We start from the raw sequence: 15,909 nt of genomic DNA on the forward strand, positions 1-15,909 counted from the left end.
TTGGGCTGAAGGATACTACGTGAGCACGGTGGGTCTAAATGAAGCAACAGTAAGAAAGTATATTCGAGAGCAAGAAGCACACGATCAGGCAGTAGATAAGCTGAGTGTAAAAGAATACGAAGATCCATTCAGCAGTAATCGGAGCAAAAAGAAGTAAAACCAGTTTAACTGGTAAGTGAAAGAGACAAATAACAATGAGCCTGAACAGCCCTGCTGTCAGGCTAGCGTCTTTAGGCGCAGTTTGGCAACAGGGGGTTATACCCTAAGAGCAAACCACCCGTTGGACGGGTGGTCCTGATTTGCATTATGGCGGTAGTATTAAACGAAAAAGTATATAGATTAAACTGAAGATGTTAAGTGTTTGGGGTCCGTGCAACTGCGGTGAACGTTTGAACCACTGGCAGTTGTTGCTCCTCCAGTATGGGGAATGAAAAGAGCCTCATTCTCCAGTAAGAGAACGAGGCCCAACAATGCAATGCCAGTGCTGGCATGAATATTGTGAGTTTTATACGGTCATGAATAAGTTCATATCCTCTTCGACGCTGGTAATGCCGCCAATGCCGAAGTTCTCTACCAATACCTTCGCTACATTCGGTGACAGGAAGGCCGGTAGTGTTGGTCCCAAATGTATATTCTTGACGCCCAGATATAAGAGGGCCAGCAGAACGATAACCGCTTTTTGCTCGTACCATGCAATATTATAGGAGATCGGGAGATCATTGATATCCTCCAGGCCGAATACTTCCTTCAGCTTCAGAGCGATTACGGCAAGCGAGTAGGAGTCGTTGCACTGTCCGGCATCAAGCACGCGCGGCAGGCCGTTAATCTCTCCAAGGTCCAGCTTGTTGTATTTGTACTTAGCGCATCCAGCTGTCAGAATAATCGTATCTTGCGGCAGTTCCTTGGCGAAGTCAGTATAGTAATTGCGTGATTTCATCCGACCATCGCAGCCTGCCATGACGAAGAAACGACGAATTGCTCCTGTCTTGACGGAATCTACAATCTGATCAGCGACGTTCAGGACTGCTGAATGGGCAAATCCGCCTACAATCTCACCAGTCTCCAGTTCTGTCGGTGGCGGACAGGTAAGAGCTTGGGCAATAATAGCCGAGAAATCCTTTGGAGCTCCGTTCTCACCCTCTGGAATATGCTTGACTCCAGCGAAGCCTGTATTCCCTGTCGTATAGATGCGATCCATATAGCTGGCTTTTGGCGGCACAATACAATTCGTCGTCATCAGGATAGGACCGTTGAAGGCGTCGAATTCAGTGTTTTGCTTCCACCATGCGTTGCCGTAGTTACCGACAAAGTTATTGTATTTTTTGAAAGCTGGATAGTAGTGGGCAGGAAGCATCTCGCTATGTGTGTACACATCTACTCCTGTTCCCTCTGTTTGCTCCAGCAACTGCTCCAGATCCTTCAAATCATGACCACTGATAAGAATGCCGGGATTATTTCTGACCCCGATATTGACCTTGGTCACCTCAGGCTGACCATAAGTTCCCGTGTTGGCGGCATCCAGCATCGCCATGGCATCGACACCGTATTTACCTGTCTCCATTACCAGAGCGATCAGCGCTTGGGTATCCAGGGTGTCATCAAGTGTAGCGGCAAGCACCTTACGCATGAAGTGATCCATCTCATCATTTCCGTGTCCGAGCTGCCACGCATGGTAGGCATATGCAGCCATCCCCTTCAGGCCATAGATGAGCAGCTCCCGCAATGAGCGAATATCTTCATTCTTGGTAGCAAGGACACCGACCTGGTGAGCCTTGATATCCATTTCAGCTTCACTGTCTGAGTACCAGGTCACAGCGTCTGGCAGATCTTCTGCAGCAGAGGATAGCTGTTGTTGGTCACGGAAGTTCTTGACTTCATTGCGCAGCGCTAAGGCGTCACGCACTTTGGAGATGAATACATCTCGGTCAAAATTGGCATTGGTAATGGTGGCGAACAGAGCATCCATGATGAAATGAGATACTTTGCGGTCCTGCGCCTCTGGCAACGAAATATCAAGGCTAAGCCAAGAGATTCCCTTAAGCAGATGGATTAGCAAATCCTGCAGATTGGCAACATCCTGTGTCTTGCCACAGACGCCGACTACGGTACAGCCTACCCCCTTGGCCGTCTCCTGGCATTGAAAGCAGAACATGGGTGGCTGCTCCGATACCATTTTTGCCACATTAGTTGTCATTTCGATTACCTCCTGAGTATTGAACATCATACAGATAAGAATGTCTAATCTGAATTCCTCTGTACGACGCTGTAATAGACATTCAATACCCGGAGTATATCGTACAGCCCTTTACTCTCAGGTGACTGGGATCACTTTTTGCCAATTCAATACCATAATCGCTAATTGTGAGTTGATTTTGTCATAAAAATGATGAAATTAGAGTCGCAGCATGCGTGAACAGTGCTTGTAACAGAAGAAAGAAAACAGAAAACAGAAAACAGAAATAGAAAATAGACAATAGCCCGTCCCTGGACCAGAGGTCTAAGAACGGGCTGAGAAAGGTTATTTAGCCTGCTTGTGAGTCTTGCGCATGAGTCTGTTAATTGTCTCTCGACGCAGGCCAATGAACTGGCCAATCTCGTCTTGGGTAAGAATGTCACTGATCGTAGAAGGGGCGATATAGCCTTCAATCCAGATCCGGAGCTGTTCCAGCTTGGCTGCAGGAGAGACTTCTGTTAATTGATCAATGCGCTTCTGCATCATTCGCAGACTGTTCTGCAAGGCCATGGCAACATCTTTGTAGCGTTCAGGCTCCTCGGCCAACTCTTTGTACCAGCGGTCGGTCGCAATAACCTCTACCTCACTGGGAACAAGGGCGATCGCCGTTCCATAATACGGGTGAGGACTAATCAGCGAATGATGGGGAATCGTATCTCCCGGAACGATGATATTCACCATGAACTGAGAGCCATCCTGGTGGACGCGGACAATCTTGAGCATGCCCTTGACAAGCTTGTAGAGTGGACCCGATTCTCCTTGCCTGAACAGGGTATCCCCTTTTTGCAATATCATGGCACGACCTCCAAAAGCGATGTGATTTTAGTGGTGATATAAAGATGAAAGTTGATCTATTTTGTTTATCAAATTATAGCATAGGATACAGTAAATCATGGAGGGTTAGGGAAATCACCTTGCATGAATTAGGGATTTCCCTTATGAACGTAAGGGGATAACAGGGCGAGATGTCACTCGCCTCTATTTATATCTATTTATGACATGTTCAAAGGGGAATGAATCAAGGACAGCATGACTTATAGGCTAAGCCTATCGAATCCATAGAATGTGTGTCTTGGTCAAATCCTTCACCCTATGGTACAAACATGTATAGGAAGAACTGCGTGACATGCGGAATAAGTTAGTGGTTCGACATGTGAACCCAAGAACAAGAGGAGCTGAGCCCAATGTCTGAAGTGAAAAAAATTGCGGTAATCGCAGGGGATGGAATCGGTCCTGAGGTGGTAGCCGAGGCGGAAAAAATTCTGAAGCGTGCGGAGGAGCTGTACGGTTACTCTTTTGAGACTGAGCATGCACTCTTTGGAGGTATTGCTATTGATGAGAAAGGAACACCACTGCCTGAAGATACGCTGAAGGTGTGTAAAAGCGCAGATGCGGTATTGCTTGGTGCTGTGGGCGGACCGAAATGGGATAATAACTCGAAGGAGCTGCGCCCAGAGACAGGATTGCTTGGTATCCGCAAGGAGCTGGGACTCTTCTCCAACCTGCGTCCTGCTGTTATCTTTGACTGCCTGAAGGATGCATCGACCCTGAAGCCAGAAGTGCTGGACGGGACGGACCTGATGGTCGTGCGTGAGCTGACAGGCGGTATTTATTTCGGTGAGAAGTTCAGACGTGAAGGAGCGCAAGGTGAAGAGGCTGTAGATACTTGCGTATATAATGTAACAGAAGTAGAGCGTATTGTACGCCAAGCTTTCGAAATTGCACAGAAGCGCCGCAAGAAGCTTGCCTCAGTCGATAAAGCAAACGTGCTTGAGACTTCCCGCCTCTGGAGAGAAGTAGTCATCCGTGTAGCACCGGAATATCCAGACGTAGAGCTGGAGCATGTACTTGTTGATAACTGTGCGATGCAGTTGCTTCGTAGACCGTCAAGCTTCGACGTCATCGTTACCGAGAATATGTTCGGCGACATTCTGAGCGATGAGGCAGCTATGCTGACGGGATCAATCGGTATGCTGGCATCTGCATCACTGGGTGAAGGCAGCTTCGGCTTGTATGAGCCTGTACACGGCTCTGCCCCTGACATTGCTGGACAAGGTCTGGCGAACCCGATCGCAACGATCCTGTCGGTAGCACTAATGTTCCGTCTTACCTTTGGATACGATAAGGCTGCTGATGCAATCGAGAAGGCGGTTGCCGAGGTGTTGGATGCGGGTCATCGTACAGCAGATATTGCTGCTGACAGAAGCCAGGCTCTCTCTACCAGTGAGATGGGCGATTTGATTGCAGCAGCGATGAAATAGGCTATATTGATATCTGCTCTTTACGAGCATGAAATAAGATCATAACTCTTGCAATCCGGCTGGGCGAGCGAATCTACATTCCTCACTGGCCGGATTGTTTGTTTTGAGTGGCGTGACCGTAAAAATAATCTAGCGTACCCTCATATTCATTTTTATATGTATAGTTGCCCTGCTTCATAATGATGTAGGCCACGATAGATCGTGTGTTCATCAACGAATCTTAATGCTTCTCGCAGGAAGCTATAAATGGAAGCAACCAGTTGCTCCACCAGCCTGCAATCATCCTCTTCAACGAAGCGGTAATTCCATGTCAACCCCTTATAAATCAAGGACTAATGAAGATTAAATGAAGATCAGATGTAGATTATATTAATTATAAAAAAGTAACTAGTATAATGTTGACTTTGATTTCGACGGATGATAACATTTTCTATGCAGCTAAGGAAATTACACGATTATGCTAATGAGAAGAACTTGCTTCTTCTTCAATAGGCTTGTAGTATACTCGGTCCGATGAACGGAACTGAGCTGGCATTTAGTGCAGCACATGCTACAGTGCTCACATAACTTCAAAGGAGGATTTTATACTATGGAAAGATTAGTAGGAAAAGCAGCCCCGGATTTTGCAATGAATACCGTATCTGGTGATGGACAGGACTTTGGAGCGGTTAAGCTGTCTGACTACCGCGGCAAATGGCTCGTATTCTTCTTCTACCCGCTTGATTTCACATTCGTATGTCCAACTGAGATCACAGCTCTTAGCGATGCTGCTGATCAGTTCAAAGCTCTGGACACTGAAATCCTCGGCGTCAGCGTAGACTCTGAGCACAGCCACAAAGCTTGGATCAACACACCGAAGGAAAGCAACGGACTTGGCAAGCTGAACTTCCCACTGGCTTCCGACATTACGAAGCAAGTAGCTAGAGACTATGGTGTCCTGATCGAGGAAGAAGGTATCGCTCTGCGCGGTCTGTTCATCATCGACCCAGAAGGCGAATTGAAATATCAAGTTGTTAACCACAACGATGTAGGTCGTAGTGTAGAAGAGACACTGCGTGTGCTTCAAGCTCTGCAATCCGGCGGATTGTGCCCAATGAACTGGAAGCCAGGCGACAAGAATCTGTAATTCATAAAGTCCATGTATATGCAGCCCCCAAATGCCTTTGACAAGGTTTTGGGGGTTTGCTTGTCTTCATTTCTTACATTATGATGAACAAGAAGTTTGAGTTGGAAGGAATTTCATAATCGCAAGACGAATAAGGTAAGGGAAGAATAAATATACGGAAGCGAACTGGTTATGTTCAGAGGAGGGTGAGCGCCAGATGAGTTATTGCTGTGGAGCAAGCATGGTGGGAACCAAAGGGACGCTGAAGCATTACCGAACGCAGGTTCATAATGTTCCTCTATTGTTCTGTCCGGTCTGTCAGCGTATCGAAGTGCATTACCGGGTTGAAAATGAATATGAAATTTTAGCCGAATACGCCCATGGCGATGGGGCCAACGAGATTGATTTTCAGGACTATGTGCTGGAAGAAGAAGAGGCTATCTTTGAGAATTGCGTCAATACCGAGAATGAAGACCCACTGGAAATCGTGAAAAAACAAATTGACATGTCTCTGGATTTACTAACAATCGCAAAACAGATTCAGGATGAGAAATGGGAAAGGGAGCTCAAGCGCAGACTTGCCGTAATGAGCCAACGACGCTCTCGGCTTCAGCACAACAAAAGCACCTGATCGCGTCCAATGGACTGTACACATTAACATCATCAAGCCTCCGCACACTGGGGGCTTTTGCGTGCTTCAGCACTGTTTTGTTGCAGATATTGTAGTTTTTTGGTAAGCCTATTGTAGAATTTTGGCATGCATATTATGAGATGTGGGCGTGCATGTCATTTAAATAATAGATGTTCTACTGCTCCTATAATGACAGGTATTTCGGACTGATATTATCGCATGAATACTGAATGTTCTTTGCAGCCAAGTTGTGTTATGCATAAAAATGGCCCTGTTTTGCATACGTGTGCAAAAATACCATTGAAAAAAAATGGAAAAAAACATGCATTCGACATGTTTCCCCGTTGCGGTAAAGCTTGTAGTTGACTATCATTACTTATAGGATAACTATCTGATGCAAGTTGGTACACGACACTATTGGCCAGTTTTTATCAATCCGATAGGAGGGGGAAGCCTGGCATGATCAGCGAAGTTCAAGATAGTATGCTTCAGTCGATACGCTCTTTCCATCCGAGACAGCCCAATACCGACAAGTATGAAAGAGTGCTGGAACACTTGGACAGCGGAATAATGCTGTTTGACAGCGAAGGAGTACTGACATTTATTAATGTACAAATGGCCAAGCTGTTCGAACTCCCGCGAAAGTCACTCATTGGATGTACGTTGATGCAAATTCTTCTTCACCCCAAGCTAGGTCGATATAAACGTAAAAAAATACTGAGAATCTACCGTGATACTATCCATCATAGAAAACGCTATCATGAAGTGATTGACGAGTGTGGTCGCCATTGGCTGGTTACTGTAACCGCTGGTGATGAGATGGAAGGTGACTTTCTGTTTAGTGTCAAGGACGTGTCAGACTATAAGCAAATCGAGCAGACCGCTTATCAGAACGACAAATTGGCCATGCTAGGCAAAATATCCGCTTCCATAGCCCACGAGATTCGCAATCCACTGACTGCTATCCGCGGCTTTATTCAACTCCTTAGACCCCACCTTACACAACTCGGCAAGGACGAATATGCTAAAATTATTCTGACCGAGATTGACCGCGCGAACGATATCATTTACGAGTTTTTGAATTCATCCAAGCCCTCCGCACCGCAAATGACGGCCGTTCCTGTCAGAAATCTGCTGCGTGAGGTTGTGATGCTGACTGAAAGCGAAGCGGTTATGAAGGGCTGTGAAATATCGCTGGAGGACACGTCCAGTGTGATGAGAGTCTCCATTGACGTGAAGCAGATCAAGCAGGTCATTCTGAATATTATCAAAAATGCCATGGACGCGATCGAGGGTATTGAGGACCACCGTAAAGGTATTATTCAGATCGCCATTCATCAGGAGGGGAGCTTTGTCGAGATTTCCATCTCCGACAATGGATTAGGCATGGATCACAATACACTGTCTCATTTATTCGATCCATTCTTCACGACCAAAGAGAGTGGTACGGGACTAGGTCTGTCTGTCAGTTACCGGATTATCAAGAATCACGGAGGGTTTATTCGTGTGGACAGCTCCCGGGGTGAAGGCACGGATTTCAAGATACTACTGCCACTGGTATGAGAATATAGCCTGAGAGAAGCAATGCTCAAGTGATTGCAAGAACCGTTATTTCCGAGTGCTGTGGAATGTGCGGTTCTTTTTTTATGCGTTAGCTTTCGATACCTTTACTTTTAAATATAGATTCAAGTATGATGAGGAGAAATAGTTAGCCTGGAGGGATAATTTACAGATGAAAACGAACCATACCAAAATTGTTGACTGCACGATCCGCGACGGAGGTCTGGTCAACAACTGGGATTTCAGCGTTGAATTCGTTCAAGCGTTGTATGCCGGACTTAATGAAGCCGGTGTTGACTATATGGAAATTGGCTACAAAAACTCGCCCAAGCTATTGAAGGGTGCAGACAAAGCGGGCCCATGGAGATTCCTGGACGATGAGTTCCTACGCAAGATTCTGCCAGAGAAGGGGAATACCAAGCTCTCCGCACTGGTAGATATCGGACGTGTGGATGAGAATGATATCCTGCCGCGCAGCGAAAGCATGCTGGATCTGATTCGCGTAGCCTGCTACATCAAGGATGTGGACAAGGCCATCGATCTGATCAACATTTTCCACGCTAGAGGCTATGAGACTACAATCAACATTATGGCTCTCTCCAATGTCATGGAGAACGAGCTGATTGAAGCATTCGAGCTGATTAAGGATAGTGTCGTTGATGTCGTGTACATTGTAGATTCCTACGGCAGCCTGGATCATAAGGACATCGTATATCTGACCGAGAAATTCAAGAAGCACCTTCCGAACAAGCGTCTAGGAATTCATGCTCATAACAACCTTCAATTGGCGTTCTCCAACACGTTGATTGCTGCCGAGAATGGCGTGGAGCTGCTGGATGCTTCGGTGTACGGCATGGGCCGTGCGGCTGGGAACTGCCCAACAGAGCTGCTGGTGACTCATCTGAAGCATACCAACTACAAGCTGCGTCCAGTACTGGATGTCATCGAGAACCTGATGATTCCGCTGCGTGAAAAGGAAGAGTGGGGGTACATTATCCCTTACATGATTACAGGTACGTTGGACGAGCATCCGCGTTCGGCAATGGCTCTGCGTGCATCCAAGGACAAGGATAAGGCTGTCGATTTCTATGACACGCTGACTACGCCGGAAGTATCTTTTGATAAATCCTAATGATAAGTCATAACTAGGCTGATGATCCGTTAGCCAAGTACAGTAGCACACAAATATAGTGGCAACACAAATGAAGCGAGTATGTTACACCCCTTTGAAATGGATGCGATGTTCATCTAATTGATGACTTGTATCTGTTTCGAAGGGGATTGTTCTTTTAGAGCGAGCATGGGATGAGCCAAAGGTGGTCACTCGTATCGCCAGAAATCGGGTGTAAGCTCGTAATTTGATTGTGTAAAAGTTTGGGCTTGGACCAGAATTGCATTTATATGGTATTTGCTTTATAATGATCAGTACGTAGTTCGTATATGCGGGTGTAGTTCAATGGTAGAACTTTAGCCTTCCAAGCTAATAGCGTGGGTTCGATTCCCATCACCCGCTTTAACAAGCACAATAAATAAAGCTTGAACTCTGTAGAAAGGTAGGTACTTGCGTCCGATGAAGTAATTACATCTGTATCCCGTCAACTGCACATGAAGGCAGGCGGCTGTGAAGCTGCAGGGAACAGGTGTGTCTACATGACATCGGAATTGGACGCAGATCTACTTCAACTTGAATTCATATGACTATGATAGCAGGCTGTTTTTACATGCCTTGCGATGTGGTCGTCTGGGTTCGAGCTTTCGGAGTTCGGCTTTTTTTGTTATAGCCGTTTGTCGTCTTTTTCGTATCTCATGATCCATACCCGTATTCTTGCTGAAGCCGCAGACCGTCTGCGGTTTTTTTGTACAGATTACCGTGTGTTTGTCTCATCCAAGTAGATAAGATGCTGAGGATGAAGTCGAACAGGATCACAGAGAGGAAGATCATGTATGGCAACAATCTTGCGTGTTAAGGGCCTGACGAAGGACTGGAATGGCAGACGGCTATTCGAGAATGTAAATGTGGAGATTAACGAAGGTGAACGTGTGGCGCTGCACGGCCGCAACGGCTGTGGAAAAACTACGTTGCTGCGAATATTGATGGGCGTGGAGGGAGCGACTCTCGGACAGGTCGAGCGAGTCTTGCCCCTGGAGGAATGGGGCTGGATGAAGCAGCAGGATGAACCAGATACTGCGGAATTAACCGTCCTGGAGCGGGTACTGCTGGAGAGCACGGAGCTGTGGCAGACAAGAGCAGCCTTGAAGCGGCTGGAACAGCTCCTTGAGACTGCCGATGGTGCACAAGCCGAGCAGGCTGCAATTGAATATAGCGAGTGGCTGGAACGCTATGCGGAATTGCAGGGTTATAGCTGGGAGACGCAAGCGGAGCTGTTGCTGACTCGTGTTGGAATGCCGAATGAGACCTGGCAGCGGGAATATGGCCGATTAAGTGGTGGACAGAAGACGCGAGTAAGGCTGGCAGCATTAATGCTGCGCAAGCCGCGTGTGTTGGTGCTGGATGAGCCGACGAATCATATGGATCAGGAGGGCTTGATCTGGCTGGAGGAGTGGCTGCGCGATTATCAGGGGACGCTGCTGTTCGTATCCCATGACAGAACGTTCTTGAATCGAGTGGCCACCGGAATGTGCGAGCTGTCCGCCAGTGGAGTGGTTCGATATACCGGGGGATATGATGAATACCGTAGCCACAAAGAACGAGAGCGCAAAGAGCAGGAGACGGAGTATCGCAAGCAGGAGCAGGCCAAGGCTGCACTAGAGGCATCCATACGCACCTATCGGGAATGGTTCCACCGGGCTCACGCCACGGCGAACCAGCAGGTGGAAGTGAAGATCATGGGCAGCTACTACAAGGCTAAGGCAAACAAGCATATTTCTCGCTATCATGCGAAGCAGAAGGCGCTGGAGCGGCTGGAGGAGAATCGGATTGAGAAGCCGAGACAAGAGATGCGCCTGAACATGGAGCTGCAGACCAGCGAATATCAGGCCAAGCACATGCTGAGCTTAGAGCAGATTAGTCTTTCCTTTGGTGACAAGCAGGTGATCAACGAGCTTAACATGCAACTGTTACGCGGGGATCGAGTGGCTGTCCTAGGGCCGAATGGGGTAGGCAAGACGACGCTGCTGCGACTGATTACAGGTGAGATGCAGCCACAGTCTGGGAGTATTCGTAGGAATCCTCAGCTTCGCATGGGTTACTTCTCACAGGAGCTTGAGAATCTTCCCGAGGATCAGACCTTGCTGGACAGTCTCCTGGAGCTACCCTCTATGACAGTGACAGAAGCTAGGACGATTCTTGGATGCTTCTTGTTCTCTAAAGACAAGGTGAATCAACAGATCGGCAATCTGAGCATGGGGGAAAAATGCCGTATGGCTTTCTTGCGCTTGTACTTTAGCGGAGCCAATCTGTTGGTCCTGGATGAGCCTACGAATTATTTTGATATTGACACTCGTGAGGTCATTGAGGAGGCACTTAGCAGCTATGATGGTGCTCTTGTGGTTGTCTCGCATGACCGCGAGCTGATACGCCGTACAGCAACCCGTCTCCTCCTGCTGAGGCATGGTGGGGAGTACGAGCGGTTCGACGGAAGCATGGATGAACTGGAGCAGACCCGTCAGGTGCGAGCGGGGCAGCCTGCGGGAAGAGAGGAGCAAGAGGAGCAGCTTCGCCTGGAATTGAGGCTGACGGAGCTTATGCAACGCGATCCTGTATCAGCTGAGGATGCTCAAGGCACAGAATTACTGGAGGAGATTCGCCGTATTCGTGCTCGCTTGGATGAGTTGCGTAGACAAGAGTAGCGATTATTAACCCTCCTGAATATTCACCAATGAATAACCGAAATTTAAATTAGGAAAATATAAGGGGGGATTGAACTTGCTACGTATCGACTTGAACTGAATTTACAAGTGAGGGCATATCATAGGTATCGCATCCGATTCACCGATGCAACAGCGGGCGCTTAATATACATTGCTGAACCAGGAATGATGGGCTATTGACCTGCTGGAAAAGCCCTTGGCTTGCCAAGCTAAGCAAGTTCTCATATAATAAAAGCACTGGTTCATAAATATATTACATGCCATGATGGAGAGTAGTAAGCCGCTTCTGCTGCACAGGGAGGAGACGCCGTTGATTGAGAGCGTCTTTGCTTAGTTCAGAGCTGCCTGAATTCGCTCCTGAGCCATTCCTTGAACATCGTCTGCTCCATGCAGTGATTATTAGGGGACATCGCTTCACGCCCGTTATCGCGTGTATAAGTGAGATGGAACGATTCACAGTTCACTTGGCAGGAGTGCAGCCTACTGTATGGCTACTCGCAGTGTTCAAGTGTTTCAGACATCTAACAAGGGTGGTACCACGGTCTTCTCGTCCCTTATGGGAGAGAAGGCCTTTTTTGCATTGTGCATCATATCGGGGACAGCCCGATGCATTCAAGAAGGAGGCATCAGCCAGAATGAAGGAAAAACTCGAGGCTTTGAAATTGGAGGCACTGGCCCAGCTAGAGCAAGTTAATGAGCCACAGCTGCTGAATGAATTACGTGTGAAGTATCTTGGGAAAAAGGGTGCGCTCACTGAAATCCTGCGTGGGATGGGCTCGCTGAGCGCAGAGGAGCGTCCCGTCATCGGTCAGGTAGCCAATGATGTGCGCGCTGCGATCGAGAGTATCATCGACACCAAGCAGGAGGCATTCCAGCGTGCAGAGACAGAACAACGATTGCAGGCCGAGAAGGTCGATGTCACGCTCCCGGGTCGCATTATGCCACAAGGCGCGGTGCATCCGTTGAACAAAGTTATCACGGAGATTGAAGATATTTTCCTCGGTATGGGCTATCAGGTTGCTGAAGGTCCAGAGGTAGAGATGGATTACTTTAACTTCGAGGCGTTGAATTTGCCAAAGGATCACCCTGCGCGTGATATGCAGGATTCCTTCTATATTACCGAGGATTTGTTGATGCGCACACATACCTCACCAGTGCAGGTTCGTACGATGCAGTCTATGCGTGGAGAAGTCCCTGTTAAGGTGATCTGTCCAGGTAAAGTATATCGCCGTGATGATGATGATGCGACGCACTCCTTCCAATTCCACCAGATTGAAGGCATTGTGGTCGGTGAGAATATTCGTATGAGCGATCTGAAGGGGACGTTGCTACAGTTCGTGCAAGAGATGTTCGGTGCTGACACCCAGATTCGTCTGCGCCCAAGCTTCTTCCCGTTCACGGAGCCAAGTGCTGAGGTAGATGTGACCTGTGTGAAATGTGGCGGAAATGGCTGTCGGATCTGCAAGCAGACGGGCTGGCTGGAGATTCTGGGCTGCGGCATGGTTCATCCGAAGGTACTGGAGATGGGCGGCTATGATCCAGAGAAATATAGCGGATTTGCGTTTGGTATGGGCGTAGAGCGAATTGCCATGCTGAAGTACGGTGTCGATGACATCCGTCATTTCTATAATAGCGATATGGCATTCCTCAAGCAGTTCTCACGAATCTAGTACCTTGCACGGATTGCAATACGTTCGAATTCAGGAAAAAAGGAAGTGTACCTAAATGAAAGTATCAACAGAATGGTTGTCTGACTATATATCGCTCGATCAGCTGTCCGCTGAGGAACTGGCTGAGCGTATTACACGCTCTGGCATCGAGATTGACCAGATCGAGAATCGTAATAAGGGAGTAACGGATGTCGTTGTTGGCTATGTGAAGAGTAAGGAAAAGCACCCGGATGCAGATAAGCTGAATGTATGTATCGTGGATGCAGGGCTGGAAGAGGAGCTGCAGATCGTCTGTGGGGCGAAAAATGTAGATGCCGGGCAAAAGGTTCCTGTAGCTCTGGTCGGCGCGAAGCTGCCTGGCGGACTTGACATCAAAAAAGCGAAGCTGCGTGGTGTGCTCTCCCAGGGCATGATCTGCTCGGCGAAGGAACTCGGTCTGAACGACAAATTGCTGCCGAAGGACCAACAGGAAGGCATTCTGGTCTTGCCCGAGGAGACGGAGATTGGAACTCCGATCACCAAGCTACTCGGTCTGGAGGATCAGGTGCTGGAATTCGATCTGACACCGAATCGTTCGGATTGCTTGAGCATGCTGGGGGCAGCCTATGAGGTCAGTGCCATTTTTGGCCGGGATGTTACTTTGCCTGACCCACAAGCCGATCTTGTCGAGGTAGCTGAAGCTGCTGCCGAGGAGCTGAAGGTGTCGATTGCGGCATCCGAGCAATGCTCCCACTATGCAGCTCGTGTCATCAAGGGAGTGAAGATTGGACCCTCTCCGCTATGGTTACGCAACCGCCTGATGGCTGCTGGTATTCGTCCAATTAACAACATTGTCGATATTACCAACTATGTTATGCTGGAGTATGGACAGCCATTGCATGCATTTGATGCAGATAAGCTGGAAGGGAAGCAGATCTCGGTACGTCTGGCCAATGCTGGCGAGACCATGGTGACCCTGGACGATCAAGAGCGCAAGCTTGAGCCACATATGCTGCTCGTAACCGATGGTGCGAAGCCAATTGCAATTGCTGGTGTGATGGGCGGCGCCAATTCAGAGGTCAGCGAGACTACAGTGAACATTGTGCTGGAATCTGCAAGATTCAGTGGCAGTAGTGTTCGTAAGACTTCTCGGCAATTGGGCCTCCGTTCAGAAGCAAGCCTGCGCTTCGAGAAAGAGGTAGACTCAGGAGCAGTCATTCCTGCGCTGAACCGGGCAGCAGCCTTGATTGAGCGATACGCCCAAGGGTCTGTGCTGCAAGGTATTGTCGAAGCGGGAGAAGCTCAGACTGCGAATCGAATTGTCCGCCTGAGCCTGGATAAGCTGAACCGTTATCTCGGTACGGAGCTGTCACTGCTGGAGGTCAAGACAATCTTTGGGCGCCTGCATTTTGATTACGGTGATGCTGAGCACGGTGTATTGGAGGTTGCAGTGCCAACGAGACGCGGTGACATTACACTGGATGTTGATCTGATTGAAGAGGTTGCTCGCTTGTACGGATATGATAATATCCCGACGACACCCATTGAAGGACCTACAACACAAGGAACATTGACACCAGCCCAGTCGTTGCGGAGAGCGCTTCGTCAACTGCTCGTGCACAGTGGATGGCAGGAGATGATCAGTTATTCCTTTACCCATCCAGGACAGAACGGACAATTTCCTTCCTGGCTGGAAGGTGCTCACCCTGTAGCCTTGGCGATGCCAATGAGCGAAGAGCGCAGTGTACTGCGTACCAGCATGCTTCCGCATATGATTGATGCAGCTGTCTATAACCGCAACCGCAAACAGGAGAATCTGTCCTTCTTCGAGATCGGAAGTGTCTTCCTGAGCGGTGAGGAGACCTTGACCAAGCAGCCTCAGGAAATTCCTGTCCTTAGCTTGCTGCTGACAGGCAGTCGCCGTACGAAGCAATGGAACGCAGCAGCTGAACCGGTTGACTTCTTCGACCTCAAGGGTGCGCTTGAGGCCGTCCTGTCCTATGCAGGTCTGGCTGAGCAGGCACGTTATGTGGCTAACCAGCCGCAAGGCTATCACCCGGGACGTGCAGCGTCGGTATACCTTGAGCTCGATGGACAGCAGGTATGGATTGGCACACTTGGACAGCTTCATCCGGAGATTCAGCACAAGCATGATCTTCAGGATACTTATGTGGCCGAGATCGCACTTGATGCCATCGTAAGACATATGAATCGCAATATTCGTTATCACGAGCTGCCGCGTTATCCATCCGTTGAACGTGATGTTGCCGTTGTTATAGATCAAGCGGTAGAATCAGGCGATCTGCTGAAGACGATCCGGGAATCCGGTGGCGAACTGCTGCAGCATGCGGAAGTGTTCGATATCTTCACGGGCAGCAAGCTCGGTGAGCATAAGAAGAGCGTAGCTATCGCTCTGCGTTATCGCCATCAGGAGCGGACGTTGACCGATGAGGAAATCTCTGTAGCCCATGCCCGTGTCGTAGAAGCATTGGAGCAAAGTTTTGGAGCAGAGTTAAGAAAATAGCAGGAAATAAGCCAGGCCACATCGAATCTTAAGGAAGCATAGGTTCGATGTGGCTTTTTTTGCATCTACAAATAGTCTTGAATCTTGTTTTTGTACAATCGAACCGAGATTTGCAT

At 48.4% G+C, this 15,909-nt stretch carries 10 protein-coding genes, 1 tRNA gene and 1 pseudogene; 10 read left to right on the plus strand and 2 right to left on the minus strand.

Translation table 11 applies throughout. The features are described 5' to 3' along the window. Window positions 1–157: pseudogene (locus D328_RS29785) on the plus strand (IS200/IS605 family transposase); the annotation flags it as partial. 348 nt (window positions 158–505) lie between these two features. Here the strand turns inward: D328_RS29785 and hcp are convergent. Both hcp and D328_RS0125090 read right to left on the minus strand, forming a co-directional pair. After that, complete coding sequence (gene hcp / locus D328_RS0125085) at window positions 506–2,194, minus strand: hydroxylamine reductase (protein ID WP_018887802.1); 1,689 nt, start codon at window positions 2,192–2,194, stop codon at window positions 506–508. 324 nt (window positions 2,195–2,518) lie between these two features. Then, a complete protein-coding gene (locus tag D328_RS0125090; protein ID WP_018887803.1) occupies window positions 2,519–3,028 on the minus strand; it encodes a Crp/Fnr family transcriptional regulator in 510 nt (169 codons plus the stop codon). 389 nt (window positions 3,029–3,417) lie between these two features. Here D328_RS0125090 and leuB point away from each other — a divergent pair, with 389 nt between their 5' ends. The 9 genes from leuB to pheT all read left to right on the plus strand — a co-directional run bounded on the left by leuB (window position 3,418) and on the right by pheT (window position 15,793). Then, window positions 3,418–4,494 (plus strand): 3-isopropylmalate dehydrogenase, encoded by a 1,077-nt coding sequence (gene leuB, locus D328_RS0125095; protein WP_018887804.1) that lies wholly within the window; start codon window positions 3,418–3,420, stop codon window positions 4,492–4,494. Window positions 4,495–5,083: 589 nt separating this feature from the next. Beyond that, the gene (locus tag D328_RS0125100) at window positions 5,084–5,620 is read left to right on the plus strand and encodes a peroxiredoxin (RefSeq protein WP_018887805.1); all 537 of its coding nucleotides are present in this window, start codon (window positions 5,084–5,086) and stop codon (window positions 5,618–5,620) included. A gap of 196 nt (window positions 5,621–5,816) precedes the next feature. After that, window positions 5,817–6,230 carry a hypothetical protein gene (locus D328_RS0125105; protein ID WP_018887806.1) on the plus strand — a complete coding sequence of 138 codons (414 nt, stop codon included), beginning with the start codon at window positions 5,817–5,819 and terminating at the stop codon, window positions 6,228–6,230. Between the two features lie 459 nt (window positions 6,231–6,689). After that, the gene (locus D328_RS0125110; protein ID WP_018887807.1) at window positions 6,690–7,793 is read left to right on the plus strand and encodes an ATP-binding protein; all 1,104 of its coding nucleotides are present in this window, start codon (window positions 6,690–6,692) and stop codon (window positions 7,791–7,793) included. Window positions 7,794–7,962: 169 nt separating this feature from the next. Continuing rightward, window positions 7,963–8,922 carry an aldolase catalytic domain-containing protein gene (locus tag D328_RS0125115; RefSeq protein WP_018887808.1) on the plus strand — a complete coding sequence of 320 codons (960 nt, stop codon included), beginning with the start codon at window positions 7,963–7,965 and terminating at the stop codon, window positions 8,920–8,922. Window positions 8,923–9,232: 310 nt separating this feature from the next. Then, window positions 9,233–9,303: transfer RNA gene (locus D328_RS0125120), tRNA-Gly, on the plus strand. Window positions 9,304–9,734: 431 nt separating this feature from the next. Then, a complete protein-coding gene (gene abc-f, locus D328_RS0125125; protein WP_018887809.1) occupies window positions 9,735–11,600 on the plus strand; it encodes a ribosomal protection-like ABC-F family protein in 1,866 nt (621 codons plus the stop codon). 655 nt (window positions 11,601–12,255) lie between these two features. After that, window positions 12,256–13,290, plus strand: a complete 1,035-nt coding sequence (gene pheS, locus D328_RS0125130; RefSeq protein ID WP_018887810.1) for a phenylalanine--tRNA ligase subunit alpha — start codon at window positions 12,256–12,258, stop codon at window positions 13,288–13,290. 55 nt (window positions 13,291–13,345) lie between these two features. Beyond that, on the plus strand, window positions 13,346–15,793 hold the full coding sequence (gene pheT, locus D328_RS0125135; protein WP_018887811.1) for a phenylalanine--tRNA ligase subunit beta: 2,448 nt from the start codon (window positions 13,346–13,348) through the stop codon (window positions 15,791–15,793). The last annotated feature ends 116 nt before the right edge of the window (window positions 15,794–15,909 follow it).

It is taken from the genome of Paenibacillus massiliensis 2301065 = DSM 16942, from assembly GCF_000377505.1.
Lineage (GTDB): Bacteria > Bacillota > Bacilli > Paenibacillales > Paenibacillaceae > Paenibacillus > Paenibacillus massiliensis.

Coding starts and splice junctions, on each gene's coding strand:
- hcp (WP_018887802.1), bottom strand. CDS start 2,194: ATGACAACTAATGTGGCAAAAATGGTATCGGAGCAGCCACCCATGTTC.
- D328_RS0125090 (WP_018887803.1), bottom strand. CDS start 3,028: ATGATATTGCAAAAAGGGGATACCCTGTTCAGGCAAGGAGAATCGGGT.
- leuB (WP_018887804.1), top strand. CDS start 3,418: ATGTCTGAAGTGAAAAAAATTGCGGTAATCGCAGGGGATGGAATCGGT.
- D328_RS0125100 (WP_018887805.1), top strand. CDS start 5,084: ATGGAAAGATTAGTAGGAAAAGCAGCCCCGGATTTTGCAATGAATACC.
- D328_RS0125105 (WP_018887806.1), top strand. CDS start 5,817: ATGAGTTATTGCTGTGGAGCAAGCATGGTGGGAACCAAAGGGACGCTG.
- D328_RS0125110 (WP_018887807.1), top strand. CDS start 6,690: ATGATCAGCGAAGTTCAAGATAGTATGCTTCAGTCGATACGCTCTTTC.
- D328_RS0125115 (WP_018887808.1), top strand. CDS start 7,963: ATGAAAACGAACCATACCAAAATTGTTGACTGCACGATCCGCGACGGA.
- abc-f (WP_018887809.1), top strand. CDS start 9,735: ATGGCAACAATCTTGCGTGTTAAGGGCCTGACGAAGGACTGGAATGGC.
- pheS (WP_018887810.1), top strand. CDS start 12,256: ATGAAGGAAAAACTCGAGGCTTTGAAATTGGAGGCACTGGCCCAGCTA.
- pheT (WP_018887811.1), top strand. CDS start 13,346: ATGAAAGTATCAACAGAATGGTTGTCTGACTATATATCGCTCGATCAG.